The following is a 16,450-nucleotide window of genomic DNA, read 5'->3' as shown; positions in this document are numbered from 1 at the left end:
ACCGGCACCTTCATGGCCAAACTCGGTGCAGACAAGGCCGACTTCATCGTGGCGCAGACGAGCGATCGCGATGCAGGTTGCTTTGAAGACCCGAACCCCGTGCCAAATTGTGCGAATCGCGGCCCCGGCCCGTTCTACCTGGACGAGAACAACGTCACCACACCGAATTTCAACCAGGGCATCAACGATTGGAGCATCGTGCGCAGCCACCTGGGCGGCCTGCCGATCCTGTACTGGCAGACCCCCATGGGTGTGCCCTCGACGACCCCCGGCGGAACACCGAAGCACTATCGGGACAACCACGTCCAGTACATGCTGACGCATCCAACCCAGTACGCGGGCAACGGCACCTTCGCGATCGTCTTCAGTCCCGGGGACGACACGTCGGCTGACATCACGAACGACGGCGGCCAGTTCGCGCGCCTGTCCAAGGCCTACCTGGCCAACCCCGCTCCGTTTCCCCGCTGAGCTCGACGACACCTGCATCCTGTTGGCCGGCATGCAGGGCCCCCATCGGCGAAGACGACACGGTTCGTATCGTGGATGTCTTCGTCGATGAGTTGGACCTGATGGACAGCATGATCAGACAGGATCGCTGGATGCGACTACAACGAGACATCGAACTGACGGCGGAAGTCGCCTGGCGTGCATCCTTCGATGCTGCGAAAGAACTTGGTGAAGTTGGTCGCCTCGTCGAAGCCAAGCCGCTGCGCGATGGCTGAAATCGGCATCTCCGTATGCACGAGCAGGCGCTTGGCTTCCAGCGCAAGGCGCGAGGCGATAAAGGCCTTCGCACCGACGCCAGCCACCGCACTGCAGATGCGAGTGAGCGTCTTCTCGGAGCATCCCATGGCCTGTGCGTAGCGCGACACGTGATGCCACTGATGCACCTTCGCGTCCAGAAGCCGTTTGAAAAGACGAAAGCGCTCCGGCGCGTCGGACGATGTTCCAGCGGACGGCTGTTGCTCGGCGCGAAAGATGTGCAGCCGCGTCACGAGCGTTGCCAGTTCACTCTGGAGCAGCCAGTTCAGCAGCGGTTGCCGGGCGTCGAGCGCGCACTCCTCCTCCAGCCGCGCGAGCGTGTCGGCCAAGAACCGACCCGTCGACCGGTCGAGGCGCAGATGACCAGGAAGCGCGTCGACCAGTTCAGGCATCTGAAGGCGTTCCTCGCCCTGCGAAGCCTGCAGCAGCTCGGGTCGGAACAGCAGGAGGTTTGCGTCCCAACGGCTTCCCGGGCCGAAGCGGTGAACCTGTCCGGGCCGAATGGTCAGCAGCGATCCGGCGCCACACTCGATATGACTGAAGTCCACCACGGCGCGGCATTCTCCGCGTCTGACGTGCACGAACATGTGAAAGTCGTAGCGGTGGTGACGCTGCAAGTGGGTTCGGGGAACCCTTCGTCTCAGGTCCGACATCGAGAAGACCTCGAGATCCAGCGCGCGCTTGGCCGAGGGCCGATATGGGACCTGCTCGATATCGATGGGACTCGTTCCGCGCGGCATCGATCCATTGTCCGATATTCACCATTTGGCAACCGACTTTGATCGTGTCGAACGCGCCGGCAACTTGAACAATATGGGAACGCGGGCACCTGCGGCCACCATGCCTCGGTTCCCATCCTGATAGACAGTCCGAGGCGACCAATGCAAACCACAAACCGACAGTTCATGGCTCGCTTCGTGGAGTTCATCAACACTGCGGACCCGCGGCTCGCCACGGAGTTGGTTTCTCCGGACGCAATGTTTCACGTTCCGGGGCGCGCTGAACCCGTGCACGGGCCACAGGGCTACCTGGAGGTCATCGGGATGATGCGCGGCGGATTCCCCGACATTCAGTGGACTCTTGAGGAAACCGTCATCGAAGGCGATGTCATCGCGGCGCGATTCACGATGCACGGGACGCACCGCGGAGCCTTCTTCGGCGTGCCTCCCACCGGCAAGACGATTGCCGTGCAAGCGCTGAACATCTATCGGCTCTCGACCGGGAAGATCATTTCCGAAGTCGGGCAACCGGACCTGCTCGGACTGATGCAGCAGATCGGCGGGTTGCCGCGCTCGTGAGGCCGCACCGATGCAAGCAACCTGGTACGAAAAGCAGGGTCCGGCACACGATGTCCTCGTTGTCGGCACGATGGCCGATCCTCAGCCTGGCCCAGGCGAAGTACGAATCCGCGTTCAAGCCTCCGGCATCAACCCGGGCGACGTGAAGAAGCGCCAGGATGCCTTCGGGGTTGGGATGCCGTTTCCCCGCGTCATCCCGCACAGCGACGGCGCTGGAGTCGTCGATCGAGTCGGCCCGGGGGTGCCGGCGTCTCGAGTGGGGCAATCGGTGTGGTGCTACGGCGCGCAGACCTACCGGCCTTTCGGCACCGCGGCAGAGTTCACCGTGGTTCCGCAAGGCCAGGCCGTACCGTTGCCGGAGGGCGTGTCGTTTGAGCAGGGTGCGTGTACCGGCATTCCCGGGCTCACGGCTCACCGTGCGGTCCACGCCGGCGGCCCGATCGCAGATCGCACGGTACTTGTGCAGGGCGGTGCGGGTGCGGTGGGATTGTGTGCGGTGGGATTGGCGCGGCTGGCTGGGGCTCGCGTCATTGCCACCGTCCGGTCACAAGCTGGCGTGGCTGCAACCACAGCAGCGGGTGCCCACGACGTTGTATGCACCGACGGTCTGTCCGAGCAGGACATCGTCGCGGCATTGCGCAAGGTCGCCGGGCATGGCATCGACCATATCGTGGAGGTTGCATTCGATGCCAACATCAGCATCGATGTCGAGGTCCTGTCTTCAGGCGGTTCGATCGGAACCTATGCCACCGGCCGATCGACACCGAGCATTCCATTTTGGCCACTCGTGTTTCAGAACACCCGCGTTTTCTTTCTCGGCAGCGACGATTTCCCGAGCGAGGCGAAGGCGGCTGCCGCAAGCGATATCAACACACTCCTTGGTTCGGGATGGCCAGGCTTCAGCGTCGACCGCGTGTTCACACTCGCACAGATCGCCGAAGCCCATGTGCAAGTCGAAGCCGGAGGGAGGCGTGGTCGGGTTGTGCTCGTGCCGCGATAGTTCATCTGAAGCGTTGCCGTCCGGCCCGGGCTCGCCGCCCCACGCGCGCAACAGCGGCGGGCCGATTGTCGAATGATGAATATCGGACAATGGATCGATGCCACGCGGAACGTGATCCTGATGCGCGTCGAGAGCAGCTTCAACCCCTGCGCGATCGGAGTCGTCGGCGCATCGCTGCGAGGGGATGAAGAAGACGGGGTTCAGTTGCTGTACAGCATGCCCCGGCCGATGCCGCTGAAGTAGACCCGGCCATAGACGTTCTGGTCGGCAGCAATCGTCCCGATGCCGCCGAACTGGTGCGCATCGTCGTTGAAGCGTGACCAGCTGGCGCCGCCGTCCTCGGAGCGGTAGACGCCCCACACGCCGTTGACCACGCCCACCACATAGACCGCAGCCGAGTAAGCGGCGCCAGGCTTGGCCTTGCCCAGTGCCACCGCCGTGGCGCCCTGCACGACGGGCCATGCGTTGCCGCTCCAGATCGACGCGAAGGTGCTGAGCCTGGTCCAGGTCACCCCCGAATCGGTCGAGTGGTACACGGCGTTGCCGTCGGCCAGCCAGAGGTCGCCCTCGGCGTTGGGGTTGACCGCCAGCGAGATGTGCATGAAGTAGTTGGGCGCCAGCCCGGCCGACACCGAGCCCGCGCTCAGCGTGAAGCTGTGGCCGCCATCGGTCGAGACATGAACCTTGCCCGGCGTGCCCCACCAGGCGCCGCCCGAATCGTAGGCATAGACCTTGTTCGGGTTCTTGCGGTCTGCGGCCAGGTGGTAGTCGCTGGGGACGCCAACGCTGGGCGTCCCCGGCAGGTTGGTCGACACCCAGCTCGCGCCGTTGTCGGTGGTGTAGGACGGCACCGAGTTGGACGGCGCCCAGACCGCCTTGTTGCGCGCGTTGACCGCGATGCTCGCGTCCCCGCTGGTGTTGGTCGTGCCACCGGGCGCGTTGGTGGCGAACTTCGCCCAGGTCTTGCCACCGTCGCCAGACCAGACGCCGAAGCCGGTACCGGTGCCGAGGACCACGCCGATGCTGGCGATGTACAGCGGGTCGGACCACGCCATGTCGGCACCGAAGCCGTTGCTCCATTCGGTGCGCGGCGACAAGGTCGACTTGGTCGCGAGATCCGTGTACACCCAGGGGCCGACGTCGCCCGAACTGTTGATCAGGATGTACGGTGCGCCGGCCGGCGGCGTGACAAGGCCCAGGACGGCAATCTCCTCGAGGCCGCCGATCGCGTGGCTCCAGCCCGGCGTGGAGGAGGACGCGTTGCGAGTTTCCCAGATGCCGCCGCCATAGACCTGCAGCACGTGGTCGGGATTGGATGGATCGATCTCGATGTCGTCGGGCCAGCCGGAGAACCCTTCATCGGCTGGCGAGTGCGGCATGGTGGCCGCGATCTCGCGTCAGGTCTTGCCGTCATGCTCGCGCCGGTGCCGGAGACGGACAGGCCGCCGAGGCCGAAGTCAGTCCCCGTTCCCCGGTGTTCAGGTCCTTCAGCAAGGTCCAGTTGCTGCCGTCGAACTTGCAGAGCCGGGCGGCCCCGGCGGCACCGGGCCCCGATTCCTTGGTGAACACGACATAGAACACGCCGTCTGCCGCGCGCACCATGTGCGGAATGTGATAGCCGGAGACCGGGGTCGACACCGCGGTTCACGAAGCGCCGCCGTTGGTCGACTTGTACAGATTCGAGCCCAGGCCCGCCGCGCTGACGTAGTCCGGCGAGACGCCCGCGTAGATCGTCTGCGTGGCCGAGCCGCTGCCCTTGGTGCCGGTGTCGTGGACGACGACTCCGACGCCCATCGCGCTGCCGCCGATGGCATCGACCTGGTCCTGGGTCATCTTGAGGGTCGACAGCGACGTGACCTGGGCCTCAGCCCTCGGAGCTCCAGTTCGGTGAGGTCTTTCCTTCGAGCTGCGCCGCCCGCAGCGGATTCAGTGGTGGCTGCTATAAACCCAACGAATCGCGAACAGTCAAAGACCGCTCCGATCCGCCCCGAATCACTCCCACTCTATTGTCAACAGTTGATCGCGGCCCAGAGTAAAAGCGCGCTGCGTGCCGTCTGAAAAGAGACGCGATACCGCCACCGTCGCGTTCGAGAGCGCCTGCGAGGGCTCTTTGCTCTCGATCTCACTCCTCGATTGTGCGCGACGGCGATTGGAGTGCGAAATTGGCATGTCTTGCAACGCAATGACGGTATCGACTTCTTGCATCAGGGGGCGGAGACGGTATTGAGGAGAGGATTGGCGGTATCACGACCGCTTCTGGTCGTGCCCCGAGCGCTTCACACCAGTCGGTGGGCAGGATGCAGCCCTGCATCGCATTTCCGCTCGCATGTTCGCGAGCGAGGCTGCTCCGGATCGCGCCCGCGCTTACCTTTGGCCACTGCCGCCACGCTGCCAGGATGCGAGGCGACAGGCTGAGATCGAAGGCAACGTTTCTCCCCTCCAGGCACCCAACGTCATCCCATGCGCATCCCCATTTCCCGACCGCAGCAGGTCCGCTCCAAGAGCGTAACCCCGCAAGCCGAAGGCACGACGGGCGGCCTGCCCTCCATCGTCAGCCGGGCCCAGGTGCGCGAAGGCGCGCCGATCGGCCCTGGCCACCTGCGCCGCGCCGCGCCATTGAAGGCGCTGGGACCGCGGCAAAATATTGCAGGCGTCCAGGCCCGCCTCGACCAACGTGGGCGGGAAGCCCGCTACCCCGACGTTCTCCACCGGGCCGAGATGCCGCCGGCGTCCAAGCTCGACGGCGTGGTGGACATGGCCAAGATGGCGAACTTCGTCTACTTCCGCGACCCGGAAAAGCTGCCAGGCGACTTCAAGCCGGCGGAGGACCTGATGTCCCTCCTCGCGACCGAGCTGAACTTGCCGACGGGCAACCAGTTGTCGCCTGACAAGAAGATGGCCGGCACCGTGGCCGATCCGAAGTCCGGCCTCGTGGCGAGCATCCTGGTGGACCACACGGCCAAGCGCGTCGTCCTCGCGTTCGGGGGCACGACCGCGGGCGAGGTGCCTGGCGGCGCCTCGCAACGCGTGGTAGGCGACGCCAGCATGGGCGGGCCCCAGTGGCTGGCCAACGGGGAAGCCGGCCTGGGCGTCGAGCCCGAGAGCTACAAGCAGGCCGCGACACTGGCTCAGGAGTTGCAATTGGCCATGACGAACGGCCACTCGGGCGCGAAATACCATGACTACGATCTCTCGCTCACGGGCCACTCCAAAGGAGGCGGGGAAGCATCGTACGCGGCCATCATGATGGAAAAACCCGTCAAGGCCACCGTCTTCTCACCGGCTCCGCTCAGCGACGGGCTGTTGGACAAGGCCCGGGAAGAAAACGTCAAGCGCCTGCCGGACCTGGTGGAATCCTTTTCCGTCAAGGGCGATCCGGTGCCGGAACTGGGCGACCCGGACAAGCTCTCCAACAAGGCCCTCAAGATGCTGGGCTTGCCGCACCCGCGCTCGGTGGGCACTGCTCACGTCTTCGAACCCGATCCCCACCTGGAGATCTCCGACCCCGTGGACCGTGTGTGGCCGATGTTCCTGCACGACCTGTTCCTGCCGCAGCTCGAAAGCCATCAGCGGCAAGGCCTCGTCCAGGAGCAGGCCGCCCAGGGCGCCGCCTGATCGAGCCAGCTCGGTCCACCGATCTGCGAGCAGCTCGTCATGCGAGGAGTGTCTCGCCGCGAGGCCCGAATCGCGGTGATCTGGAACACCATTGCCTGCCGCGCGCGGCTGGATCCACTCAGCGGTGGTACCCCGCGAGCGTCATCGGTACGTCGTCCGGCAGGCTGTCGAAGAACGCCGCCTCGTCGCCGGGTCCGGGTGCGTCGCTGTCGAACAGCCGATGGCGAGACGCGTGCGGCCCGCGATCAAGTTCGATGGTTGCTGCGGCAGGGGTAGCAACACGCGAGGCTCGGCCCCGACCGTGCATTGCCTCGGCCGACTGCCGCCCTGAAACGATTCAGCATTCTGCGGACAGCAGGGCCTCCTCCATGGAGGGCAACTCTTCGGCCGCCTCGCCGGCGGTGGCAAATCGCGCCAAGCGCTCCAGCGCCGGTCGTGGTCGGTCAGGCAGGAGTAGCAAAACGCAAGGAGAGGTGGCCGGCACCACCCTCTTAGAGAAAATACCGTCGCGTGTACCGACACCGCTCGACCACCGTCTTCCTTGAGATTTGTGTCGTCGAGCGCAGCGATGCGGAGGGGGGCGAACCTGCCGAACATCGCAGTCTGCATCAACCGATCGGTCTCGTGCCGCGACAGGCTGGATAACCGCTGCAGCCCCAGAACTCACCGCCGGCATTCGCGCCACGCTTCGCGGTCCGCCTGACCATCGGCTTGGTGCAAACCGGGCAGTTTGACGCCTGACTCGGCGCGGGGTTGGGCGTCACAGCTGGGGCTGCCGCAGGCCGTGGAGTTGAACGATTGACCGCGGCCTTGGCATCTCGAAGGACCCCTCGAAGCTTCTCCCCATCGATCAGCGTCACGTTGCGGCCGCTCGCAAAAACTCACAGCCGCTTCGGTGAACCGCCCCGACGTCACCACGAACCCACCGGTGGCCCCCCTCGCCGCCATCACGCCGTATAGCTCGCGGACGACGTCCACGCCCACCTTGAGAGCGCGCCACTGCTTGCACTGCACGAGGAACTTCTCGCCACTGGTCTCGCCGGCTTTCCTGAGAACAAGATCCACACCACCGTCCGCACCGCCGCCCCCCGTTTCGGAAACTTGGTAGCCCTGCAACCGGAAGCCTTCACCTACCAGCATCTCGAACTCGCGCCAGCTCATGCCATCCAAGGCATCGCTCGCCTCGCTTTGCATCACATCGATGACGAGGTTCTTTCGCTCCTTGCGCCGCCAGGCCGACATGCCCGCCCCAGCCAGGCAGAGAGCGGGCAGCACGTACTGGCCAATGCTGGCCAACGTCTTCCAAAGGGTTTGGGCGACCATCGCGCTCACTTGCCCAGGCTGGGCTGTGGAGACAACCGCCTGGGATGCAACGCCGTGAAGCAGCATGTAGCTGATCACCCCCAACGTCACCCCTGCCCACCACGGCAGCATCGCAACGAGGTCCATGATGTCCTCCGCAGGACTCGTCTTATTGCGTCTCGCCATCCCTGCTCTCCCCTTACTATTTTGATTATCAGACGCCGATCAGGTCGGGCATCGCTCGGCACATCGGGCACTGAAAAGACAGCTATGCAGCGGGTGCTGTCATTGGCTGCCAGGGATCGGGGTCACGCTGCTGGCCACAAACCAGCCACTGAGTTGAGCCCATGCCGGCGACACCAACGTCCGGTGCGGAGCGCGCAGCGGCCATTCAAGCCGTACTTCAGGAAGTCCCCGGCACAGCGTCGATCGAATGTCGGCTACCCGTACCGGCGAACAGGCGCTCTCGACCCATGGCAGCCGGCCGCGGATTCGAACAAGCCGCTGAAAAGCTGGCACGGCTTCCGCGAACAGCCCAGGCAAGCCAGGCCGCAGATGGTCGAACAGGTGCTGCCGCTTCCTCGAGCCCTGTTCTTCGAGGCCTACCGATCGTCGAATGGCGCGAACACTTCGGCCACCCAGTCCACAAATAGCCGGATCTTGGCACTCAGGTGCCGGTTGCTCGCGTACAGCACGTGGAAGGACTGGCGCGGGCGCGTCCAGTCGTCGAGCAGGCGGGTCAAACGGCCGTTCTCGAGGTGCGGCGCGGCCATGAACTTGAATGCCTGTCCGATTCCCACGCCAGCCAGTAGAGCGCTCAAATGCGCGGTGCTCTCGTTGACGGCCACCTCCACTTGGCCGTGCACCAATATCTGCTCGCCCGTGTTGTGGAATTCGAGCGGGAACGCCCGTCCGGTGAGCGACGAGAAATAGCCGGCAATGGCGTGACCAGGAACGCGGCGCTTGCTCTCGTCCTGCGCCGGCCGGGGCATCAGTTCGGAAGGGTGCTTCGGAACGCCGCGTGCCTTCAGGTAGACCGGGCTTGCACAGGTCACCCAATCCATGTCGGCGATGCGTCGCGCCACAAGCGACGTGTCCGGCAACGGCCCGCCCCGAATCGCGCAGTCCACGCCTTCGCCAACGAGGTCGATCGGACGATCGCTGACGCCGAGATCGACATGCAGATCCGGGTAGCGCGCGCGGAAACCCGGCAGCGCGGGGATGAGGATCATGTTGGCAACTACCGAGCCGACGTCAACCCGGATGCGCCCACGCGGCTGGGCGCGCGTGCGCGAAGCGCTTTCGTCCATCTCGTCGAGTTCGCCGATCAGTCGGGTGGCCCGCTCGTAGTAGGCCGCGCCCTCCGGCGTCACGCTGAGGCGTCGCGTGGTCCGATGCAGAAGCTTCGTTCCCAAGTGGCGCTCCAGATCCTGGACAAGCTTGGTCACCGTGGGTCGCGGAATGTTCATTGTGTCGGCGGCGCGCGAGAAAGCCCCGGATTCGGCGATCCGCACGAAGACGCGCAGCGCCAGCAGTTGGTCCATAGCGTTGGCCTTGGGTTGTTTCGCCCCCATTATTCAAGCACATGAAATAAGAAGTGCAAATCCGGATCTTTATTCCTACCCATGACATTCGTAAGCTTCGCTCACCCTCTCAACACAGGAGCACGACATGGGAAACAAACTCGCCGGCAAGGTTGCCGTCATCACCGGTGGCACCACCGGCATCGGTCTGGCAGCCGCCAAGACCTTCGCGTCCGAAGGCGCGTTCGTCTACATCACAGGACGGCGTCAGGCCGAGCTGGATGCGGCCGTCGCCGCCATCGGGCAGAACGCCCAGGGTGTGCGAGCCGACTCGACGAAGCTGGGCGAACTGGACAAGCTCTACGACCTTGTGTGGACACAGCATGGCCGCGTTGACGTGCTGTACGCGAACGCAGGCGGGGGCGAGATGCTGCCGCTGGGCGCAATCACCGAAGAGCATTTCGACCAGACCTTCGAACGCAATGTGAAGGGCGTCGTGTTCACGGTGCAGAAGGCGTTGCCTTTGCTGGAGAAGGCAACACGCGGCGCCTCCGTCATCCTGGCCGGCTCGACGACCAGCGTGAAGGGCACTGCCAACTTCAGCATTTACAGCGCGACCAAGGCCGCGGTGCGCAACCTCGCCCGCAGTTGGGTTCTGGACTTGAAGGGCCGTGCAATTCGCATCAACACCCTGTCGCCAGGGCCGATCCACACGCCCGGCCTGGTCGAACTCGCAGGGCCCGAGGCCGCGCAGCAGCAGGGCCTCCTCGACTACCTGGCCGCACAGGTGCCGATCGGCCACGTCGGACAGCCTGACGACGTCGCCAGGGCGGCGCTGTTCCTCGCTTCCGACGATTCGTCGTTCATCACCGGCATCGAACTGTTCGCCGATGGTGGCATGGCGCAGGTCTGAACTGCCCATCGACGAGCCCCTCACCTGTCAAGGAAAGTCTCATGACAACCGCACTCGAACTGCTTCAGGCCTATCAAGACAATGTCCGCACGCCTGCCGCCGCCGCGGCGCTTTTCGCGGACGACGGCGTCCTTGAACTGCCGACGGTCCAGGCGCATGCCCGCGGCCCCGCGGCCGTCGAGGTCCTGCTCTCCGGCCTGCTGGCCAAGGTACCCGACTTCCGCTTCAAGGACTTTAGGGTCTGGATCGACACGCCCGACAAGGTCTTCGGCGAATACTCGGTCGAGGCGATGGTGGTCGACACCGGCAAGATGTACCGGCAGACCTATGCCGGCGTGCTCATCGCGGAGGGCGGCAAGATCAAGTTGCTGCGCGAGGCACTTGACACCGCGGCTGCTGCGCGCGCGTTCAGCAAGGATTGAACGTGCAGCCGAGCTGGCGCCGTCAAGCGCTCGGCCCGGCCTTTCAGCGAGAGATCGGGCCGAGCCGCAGCAGGCTCTCCGCCGTCGACACGAGGTCTTCATTCGGCCGCGGATACCAACCACGTCGCAGACATCCACGATGCCGAGCGAGATATGCGGCAAGCCCGGCATGGTTCCCTCCAGCATGCGCTTGGCGATGGCGATGGAAGACGAGGCATCGGGACCGAGTGCCGACCCGAAGATGCCGACCTGATGGTTGACCAGATTGATCGTTTTAGTACACTTGGTAAATGGCAAGCAAATCAAGCGAAGCACCTCAGTCGGCGGCGGAGGCCCGGAGGAACTCGATCCTCGACGCCGCCGTCAAGGAGTTCGGACGGCACGGATACCGGAAGACCTCGATCGAGGATCTGGCCGCTGCCGCCGACATATCCAAGCAGGGTCTCTACCTGCACTTCGCGGGGAAGAACGAGGTCTTCCTCGCCGCGATGCAGAAGTACCTCGACGACTGCATGGCCTTGGTGGACAAGGCGCTCGGCCGGACCGACCTGTCGCTGGTCGACCGCCTGACGGCGGCGCTGGATGCCTGGTTCGGAAGGCACCTGGCCACATTCAGTCCCGCGTCGTTCGACGTCATTGTGACGGGCGATCAGCTGTCTCCTGCCGCGGTCGAGGAGGTTAAGGGCGCGTTCATGAAGCGCATCGCCGGAGCGCTGGCCGCGTCGCCTGAATTCACGACGTCCGGTGCGAACCGCTCGGCAAAAGAGGTGGCGCAGGTGCTGTTCCTCTGCGGTCTCACGTGGAAGGAGGGTTCGCCCTCTCCGCGCGAATTCTCGGAGCGCCTTCGGCTCTGTGTTCGAGTCTGCTGTCACGTGAAGAAGTGAGGGATCCGATGGGCATGGGCAAGATTCTCGTCACTGGCGGCTCCGGCTTCCTCGGTAGCCACTGCATCGAGCAACTCCTCCAGAGCGGGCACGAAGTGCGTACGACCGTGCGCTCGGAAAGCCGGCGGGCACTCGTTCGCTCCATGGTGGGTCAAGGCAGGCCCCATGCCGATGACCGACTGGGCTTCGCGATGGCCGACCTGCAACGGGACGAAGGCTGGGCCGATGCGGTCAAGGACTGCGAGGTCGTCCTCCACGTCGCGTCCCCCTTCCCGCCCGCCGCACCGGAGCATGAAGACGACCTTGTCGTCCCCGCCCGCGAGGGCACTCTGCGCGTGCTGACCGCCGCACGAAACGCCGGAGTGAGGCGGGTCGTCCTCACATCTTCCTTCGCCGCGATCGGCTACGGCCACGGGCGTGCCGGCCAAGCCCTCGACGAGACGTCCTGGACTCACCTCGATGCGAGTTCCAGCGCCTACGTCAAGTCCAAGACCTTGGCCGAAAAGGCGGCCTGGAACTTTGTCGCCACCGAAGGGCGGGGCATGGAGGTGTCGGTGATCAATCCAGTGGGAATCTTCGGCCCCGTTCTCGGGGCCGACTACTCGTCGTCGATCTCCTTGGTCAAGCACATGCTCGAGGGCCGGATCAGCGCTTGTCCCAAGGTGTGTTTCGGCGTAGTGGATGTGCGCGACGTCGCAGACCTCCACATCCGGGCCATGACTCACCCGAAGGCGTCCGGCGAGCGCTTTCTCGCTTCGGCCGGCGACTGCGTGTCGATGCTCCAGGTCGCTGCCATGCTCCGCGGGCGCTTCGGCGAAGTCGCGGCCAAGGCGCCCACCAGGGAGCTTCCCGACTGGTTGGTGCGCGTCGCCGCGCTCTTCAAGCCGGAGCTCAGGCAGGTTCTCCCAGAGTTGGGCAAGGACAAGCACATCTCGAACCGGAAGGCCCGCCAACTGCTGGACTGGGCACCACGCAGCAGCGAAGACGCCGTGGCCTCTGCGGCGCAGAGCCTGCTGTCCAGAGGGCTCGTGGCCAGCAGCCCACCGCCCTGAGCCTCACCGTACCCCAGTAAGCCCAACTCCCGGGCTCCGTCCATGACCCTCGATCCGCGTCAACCCGACCTCACCATGAAAACTGCACTCGACCTCCTCAAGGCCTATACCGACAACGCACGGAACCCGGCCGCCGCCGGTGCGCTCTTCGCCGACGATGGCGTACTGGAACTTCCGACGATCAAGGTGCATGTCACCGGACCTGTCGGAGTCGAAGGACTCCTGACCGGCCTACTGAAGCGTGTGCCTGATTTCAGGTTCAAGGAATTCAAGTCGTTCATCGACACGCCCGACAAGGCATTCGCTGAGTATTCGGTCGAAGCGTTGGTGCCCGACACCGGCAAGGTGTACCGCCAGACCTATGCCGGCGTGTTGATCGCGGAGAACGGCAGGATCAAGCTGCTGCGCGAAGCACTCGACACCGCAGCAGCTGCCGCCGCATTCAAGAAGGATTGAGGGCCCATCATGTCCGATCTCTTGAAAAGGCTGTCCGCCGAAAGAATTTCACGCCGCGATGCGGTTCTCGGCATCGCGCGCGGTGCCTCGGCTGCTGCGTTTACAACGAGCTTTCTGGCCCAGGCGACCGAGTTCGCCGGCCAGAGTGCCGCTGCGCAAGAAGCGATCAGGCCATTTCGGGTCGCCGTGCCACAAACCGACATTGACGACCTGAAGCGCCGCTTGGCCATGATGCGTTGGCCCGAGCGTGAAACGGTTTCCGATTGGTCGCAAGGCGTGCCCCTGGACACCGCGAAGCAGGTGATCAATTATTGGCACGACAAGTACGACTGGCGAAGGTTCGAGCGCCAGATCAACGGCTACCCGCAGTTCAGGACGCGCATTGACGACCTCGACATCCACTTCATCCATGTGAAGTCGAAGCATCCGGGCGCGCTGCCCGTCATCATGAGCCACGGCTGGCCGGGCTCGGTGGTCGAATTTCTCAAGGTGATTGGCCCCCTGACGGACCCGACTGCGTACGGCGGCCGCACTGAAGATGCGTTCGACGTCATCATTCCCAGCCTCCCGGGGTTCGGATGGTCGGGCAAGCCCACCGATACGGGCTGGGACGTCGTCCGCACGGCCAAGGCCTGGGGTGTCCTGATGAAGCGCCTGGGCTATGCCCGCTGGGTTGCCCAAGGCGGCGACTGGGGATCCGGTGTGACCCACGCGCTCGGCCATGTCAAGCCCGAGGGGTTGGTGGCCGCGCACGTGAACTGGGCCTTCGTCTTCCCGGACAAGCTGCCGGTGGACCCGACAGCGGACGAGCGATACGCCATGGATCGTGCCGCGCAGTTCACGGGCGACTGGGCCGGCTACTTCAGGGAGCAGGCGACCCGCCCGCAGACCATCGGCTACCCGCTGGCAGACTCGCCGGGCGGCTTGGCCCTCTGGATCTACGAGAAGTTCCAAGCATGGACGGACAATCCCGGCAGCGTCGACAAGGTGCTCACGATGGACGAAATGCTCGATGACATCTCGGTCTACTGGTTCACCGCCACGGCGGCCTCGTCCGCGCGCTTCTACTGGGAGAACACGCGCAAGGGCTCCGCCAGTTTCAACGCCGGTGTCATCGACCTGCCGATGGCGGCCACCATGTTTCCCAAGGAGATCTTCACGACACCGAAATCGTGGGCGGAGGCGCACTGGCCCCACCTCATCTACTGGAACAAGGTGGACCGCGGCGGTCACTTTGCAGCTTTCGAACAGCCGACGATCTTCACCGAAGAGCTACGCAAGGCGTTCAGGACGGTTCGCGCGTGATGCGGGCGGTCGCGGGGGCGGCACGCGCCGACGTCCATCCACGCGAAGAGAAAGCCGCGCTTGGCCAGTTGATGCTGAGACCTATTCGAATCTCTCCTGCTGGAACAACGTTCCCAAGGGAGGCCACTTCCCCGCGATGTAGCAGCCCATGCTGTTCGTCGCGGAGACGCGAAGCGCACTGCGCCAATTCCGCTAGCGCCGAACTCTCTCGATGTCGCCCGTCAAGCGGACGGCTCTCCGAGAGGGACAGTTCCACCAATTGATCCACAACTCATCACGAGGACAAGAAATGGCAAAAGTACTGGTTCTCTACTACTCGAGCTACGGCCACGTCGAGGCCCTGGCAAACTCAGTCGCTGATGGCGCCCGTAGCGCAGGCGCGACCGCAACTGTCAAGCGCGTTCCCGAACTTGTTCCGGACGAAGTCGCGACGGCCAGCCACTTCAAGTTGAACCAAACGGCTCCGATTGCGAGTCCGAACGAGCTCGCGGACTATGACGCGATCATCGTGGGCACTCCCACCCGATTCGGCAACATGGCAGCCCAGATGAAGAACTTCCTCGATCAAACCGGAGGACTTTGGTTCGCCGGCAAGCTGATCGGCAAGGTCGGTTCGGTCTTTGCATCTACGGCCACTCAGCACGGCGGCCAAGAGTCGACGATCTTGTCAACACACACCGTCATGCTGCATCACGGCATGATCATCGTCGGCCTTCCATATGCCGCCAAAGGCCAGATGCGCCTGGACGAGATCACCGGTGGCAGCCCTTACGGCGCGTCGACCATCGCGGGCGGTGACGGCTCAAGACAACCCAGCGCGAACGAGTTGGAGTTGGCGCAATTCCAGGGTCGGCACGTCGCCGAGATCACACAGCGCCTGACACGGACCGCCTGAACGGTCGAGCGATCAAGGAAGGACCAGCGAGGTCATTGGAGTAGGCGATGTTGACTCGAACGTCGCTTGCCCGTTGGCAATGAGCGAGATTTGTGCCAGACCCGAATCGGAGGGTTGCCTGGTCCTTCGCATGCTCGCATCACTCTGCGCGTCAGGCGTTCTGCAGGTTGAATCGCCCCGGGGTGATTCAGGTTGCCTGCCTTGGGTGTGATTTGATTCGCGGCCGCAATCAACCCGGTCTCGCTGAGGACAACCGTTAAAGAGAAGTGCTTCTCAAGGACTTCGCGTTGAAGCCAACGCCGATATGGGTGGCGTACGGCAACGATCCACCCCGATCCCCAGACATCTACAAGACCGCGGCGGGGATCGATCGGTAGTCAATCACCAAGGAAGAATGCCATGTCAGATCGTATCCACGAACTCCTGCACCGCAACCTTCAGGAGGTCTTCGGCGAAGGCGATGCGACGTGCCGTCGTGCAGCGATCAAGGATTTCTATACTGAAGACTGCGCGCTCTACGTTCCCCCGGGAGTATTCATCGGGCACGACGCCCTCGACAAGTTCGCCGGAGACCTTCGCGCGACGCACCCGCACTTTTCCTATACGCCGGACGGTGAACCTCAGGCTCTCCACAACGCCGGCCGCATTGCTTGGAGTTCCGGCGTGAAGGGCGAGGAGCCGGATTACACGGGCCTGGATGTCATCATCGTTCGCGATGGGAAGATTGCCGCGCTCTACGTCTTCCTGGATTCGATGCCTACCTGAAAGCGGCCCTCCGCCACCGCCAGTTCACGGCCCTTCGAAGCTGACACTGACCCGAACATCGTCGCCGGCCTTGGTGGCCCCGGTCGCCAGTTCCGCTGAGAGGCTGGTCCTGAAAGTGCAGCGGTCATTCCACGATCAACTGGTCGAATGACAGCTGCTCCAGGCAGCGGTCGCAGGACCGCGGAAATCGAGCGACTGCAGCCAGTCTGGAGCGGAAGTTGGCGCAGGCGAGCTGCTGATAGGGCCCGAGCGCCTGCA

At 64.2% G+C, this 16,450-nt stretch carries 17 protein-coding genes and 2 pseudogenes; 12 read left to right on the top strand and 7 right to left on the bottom strand.

Translation table 11 applies throughout. The features are described 5' to 3' along the window. Positions 1 to 468: pseudogene (locus BUE42_RS29905) on the top strand (hypothetical protein); the annotation flags it as partial. Between the two features lie 137 nt (positions 469 to 605). Here the strand turns inward: BUE42_RS29905 and BUE42_RS29900 are convergent. After that, positions 606 to 1,502: a helix-turn-helix domain-containing protein gene (locus BUE42_RS29900; RefSeq protein WP_073468930.1), complete on the bottom strand. Its 897-nt coding sequence runs from the start codon at positions 1,500 to 1,502 to the stop codon at positions 606 to 608. 165 nt (positions 1,503 to 1,667) lie between these two features. On the opposite strand from BUE42_RS29900, the gene BUE42_RS29895 reads away from it, so the two are divergent. Continuing rightward, positions 1,668 to 2,060: an ester cyclase gene (locus BUE42_RS29895; RefSeq protein ID WP_235002704.1), complete on the top strand. Its 393-nt coding sequence runs from the start codon at positions 1,668 to 1,670 to the stop codon at positions 2,058 to 2,060. Between the two features lie 10 nt (positions 2,061 to 2,070). After that, entirely contained in the window at positions 2,071 to 3,060 is a 990-nt protein-coding gene (locus BUE42_RS29890) for an NADPH:quinone reductase (RefSeq protein ID WP_073468928.1), read from the top strand. A gap of 200 nt (positions 3,061 to 3,260) precedes the next feature. Here the strand turns inward: BUE42_RS29890 and BUE42_RS29885 are convergent, their stop codons facing one another. The 4 genes from BUE42_RS29885 to BUE42_RS32775 all read right to left on the bottom strand — a co-directional run bounded on the left by BUE42_RS29885 (position 3,261) and on the right by BUE42_RS32775 (position 5,265). Then, a complete protein-coding gene (locus BUE42_RS29885; RefSeq protein WP_073468927.1) occupies positions 3,261 to 4,439 on the bottom strand; it encodes a hypothetical protein in 1,179 nt (392 codons plus the stop codon). Between the two features lie 31 nt (positions 4,440 to 4,470). Beyond that, positions 4,471 to 4,698: a hypothetical protein gene (locus tag BUE42_RS29880; RefSeq protein ID WP_143171844.1), complete on the bottom strand. Its 228-nt coding sequence runs from the start codon at positions 4,696 to 4,698 to the stop codon at positions 4,471 to 4,473. A 6-nt stretch (positions 4,699 to 4,704) separates the two neighbouring features. Next, a complete protein-coding gene (locus BUE42_RS29875) occupies positions 4,705 to 4,893 on the bottom strand; it encodes a hypothetical protein (RefSeq protein WP_073468925.1) in 189 nt (62 codons plus the stop codon). Positions 4,894 to 5,052: 159 nt separating this feature from the next. After that, positions 5,053 to 5,265, bottom strand: a complete 213-nt coding sequence (locus tag BUE42_RS32775) for a hypothetical protein (protein WP_143171843.1) — start codon at positions 5,263 to 5,265, stop codon at positions 5,053 to 5,055. 255 nt (positions 5,266 to 5,520) lie between these two features. Here BUE42_RS32775 and BUE42_RS29870 point away from each other — a divergent pair, with 255 nt between their 5' ends. Next, entirely contained in the window at positions 5,521 to 6,675 is a 1,155-nt protein-coding gene (locus tag BUE42_RS29870; RefSeq protein ID WP_143171842.1) for a Tle-like phospholipase domain-containing protein, read from the top strand. Positions 6,676 to 7,283: 608 nt separating this feature from the next. Here BUE42_RS29870 and BUE42_RS29865 read toward each other — a convergent pair. Continuing rightward, positions 7,284 to 8,163: pseudogene (locus BUE42_RS29865) on the bottom strand (restriction endonuclease). Positions 8,164 to 8,579: 416 nt separating this feature from the next. Then, positions 8,580 to 9,521 carry a LysR family transcriptional regulator gene (locus tag BUE42_RS29860; RefSeq protein ID WP_073468923.1) on the bottom strand — a complete coding sequence of 314 codons (942 nt, stop codon included), beginning with the start codon at positions 9,519 to 9,521 and terminating at the stop codon, positions 8,580 to 8,582. A gap of 127 nt (positions 9,522 to 9,648) precedes the next feature. On the opposite strand from BUE42_RS29860, the gene BUE42_RS29855 reads away from it, so the two are divergent. From BUE42_RS29855 to BUE42_RS29820, 8 genes are all read left to right on the top strand, one after another. Next, complete coding sequence (locus tag BUE42_RS29855) at positions 9,649 to 10,413, top strand: SDR family NAD(P)-dependent oxidoreductase (RefSeq protein WP_073468922.1); 765 nt, start codon at positions 9,649 to 9,651, stop codon at positions 10,411 to 10,413. A gap of 41 nt (positions 10,414 to 10,454) precedes the next feature. Then, positions 10,455 to 10,835: a nuclear transport factor 2 family protein gene (locus BUE42_RS29850; protein ID WP_073468921.1), complete on the top strand. Its 381-nt coding sequence runs from the start codon at positions 10,455 to 10,457 to the stop codon at positions 10,833 to 10,835. Positions 10,836 to 11,125: 290 nt separating this feature from the next. Further along, positions 11,126 to 11,719 (top strand): TetR/AcrR family transcriptional regulator, encoded by a 594-nt coding sequence (locus BUE42_RS29845; protein WP_073468920.1) that lies wholly within the window; start codon positions 11,126 to 11,128, stop codon positions 11,717 to 11,719. Between the two features lie 14 nt (positions 11,720 to 11,733). Continuing rightward, entirely contained in the window at positions 11,734 to 12,771 is a 1,038-nt protein-coding gene (locus BUE42_RS29840; protein WP_073468936.1) for an SDR family oxidoreductase, read from the top strand. A gap of 42 nt (positions 12,772 to 12,813) precedes the next feature. After that, complete coding sequence (locus BUE42_RS29835; protein WP_235002702.1) at positions 12,814 to 13,227, top strand: nuclear transport factor 2 family protein; 414 nt, start codon at positions 12,814 to 12,816, stop codon at positions 13,225 to 13,227. A gap of 9 nt (positions 13,228 to 13,236) precedes the next feature. Next, a complete protein-coding gene (locus BUE42_RS29830) occupies positions 13,237 to 14,532 on the top strand; it encodes an epoxide hydrolase family protein (protein WP_083614763.1) in 1,296 nt (431 codons plus the stop codon). 289 nt (positions 14,533 to 14,821) lie between these two features. Then, positions 14,822 to 15,427, top strand: coding sequence for an NAD(P)H:quinone oxidoreductase (gene wrbA / locus BUE42_RS29825; RefSeq protein WP_073468918.1), 606 nt, complete (start codon positions 14,822 to 14,824; stop codon positions 15,425 to 15,427). 399 nt (positions 15,428 to 15,826) lie between these two features. Further along, complete coding sequence (locus BUE42_RS29820) at positions 15,827 to 16,192, top strand: nuclear transport factor 2 family protein (protein ID WP_073468917.1); 366 nt, start codon at positions 15,827 to 15,829, stop codon at positions 16,190 to 16,192. Positions 16,193 to 16,450 lie beyond the last annotated feature (258 nt).

Origin of the sequence: Rhizobacter sp. OV335, from assembly GCF_900142965.1 — a bacterium.
Taxonomy (GTDB): domain Bacteria; phylum Pseudomonadota; class Gammaproteobacteria; order Burkholderiales; family Burkholderiaceae_C; genus Rhizobacter.
Note: the sequence above shows the minus strand (reverse complement) of the source record. Positions and strands in the feature narration are given on the sequence as shown.